Origin of the sequence: Bradyrhizobium sp. 33ap4 (assembly GCF_032654765.1) — a bacterium.
Lineage (GTDB): Bacteria > Pseudomonadota > Alphaproteobacteria > Rhizobiales > Xanthobacteraceae > Bradyrhizobium > Bradyrhizobium australafricanum.
The window spans coordinates 1-649 of the sequence record NZ_JAUMTJ010000228.1 but is presented as its reverse complement, the minus strand read 5'-3'; the positions used below and the strand labels follow the sequence as shown (position 1 = coordinate 649).

The window sequence follows — 649 nt, the reverse complement described above, 5'->3', positions numbered from 1 at the left end:
CTAGTGGCTCGTCACAGTGATTTTGACGGTTTGATACCGAGCCAGCTTAGGATCGGCAAGTTCTCTGGCGGCACGAGGATTTCGATGCTTCTGGGGATATCGGCTCGACGGCGAATGAGGCCGTTACGTTCGAGCGTGACGATCATCTGATGGACTGAGGGCGGGCTAACACCGAAGTGACGCTGCATGTCGGCTTCGGCGGGGGGCCGTCCGAACATGTGCGAGTAGGTATAGATGAAAGCCAGATAATGGCCCTGCTTCTCGGTAAAGCGTGCGCCTGATTTTTGACTCATGGATCGATTCGTCCGGAGCCTCCGACAGGGAGGCGAACGATGAATGTACGGTACCGGGTTGAATTGAGCCAAGCCGAGCGAGAGGAACTGACGGCGATGCTGAGCGGCGGCAAGCATGCCGCTCGCAAACTCAAGCGGGCCCAGATTTTGCTGGCGGCCGACATCGGCAGCCGCGACGAGGAGATTGTCCGGACCGTCAGAGTAAGCGCCTCCACCGTCTATCGGACCAAACGCCGCTTGGTGGAAGGCAATCTCGATCGGGCCTTGAGTGAGGAGCCGCGTCCCGGTGCGGAGCGCAAGCTGACCGGCAAGGAGGAAGCCCTGCTGGTGGCGACCGCATGCGCCAAGCCGCCCGC

2 protein-coding genes are annotated in these 649 nt (G+C 60.7%); one reads left to right on the top strand and one right to left on the bottom strand.

The annotated features are described in order from the left end of the window. Window positions 1-11 precede the first annotated feature (11 nt). Entirely contained in the window at window positions 12-293 is a 282-nt protein-coding gene (locus tag Q2M23_RS43765; protein ID WP_076829365.1) for a LexA family protein, read from the bottom strand. 39 nt (window positions 294-332) lie between these two features. On the opposite strand from Q2M23_RS43765, the gene Q2M23_RS43760 reads away from it, so the two are divergent. Further along, window positions 333-649: helix-turn-helix domain-containing protein (locus Q2M23_RS43760; protein WP_316399548.1), on the top strand; the 317-nt coding region annotated here is incomplete at its 3' end.

Coding starts and splice junctions, on each gene's coding strand:
- Q2M23_RS43765 (WP_076829365.1), bottom strand. CDS start 293: ATGAGTCAAAAATCAGGCGCACGCTTTACCGAGAAGCAGGGCCATTAT.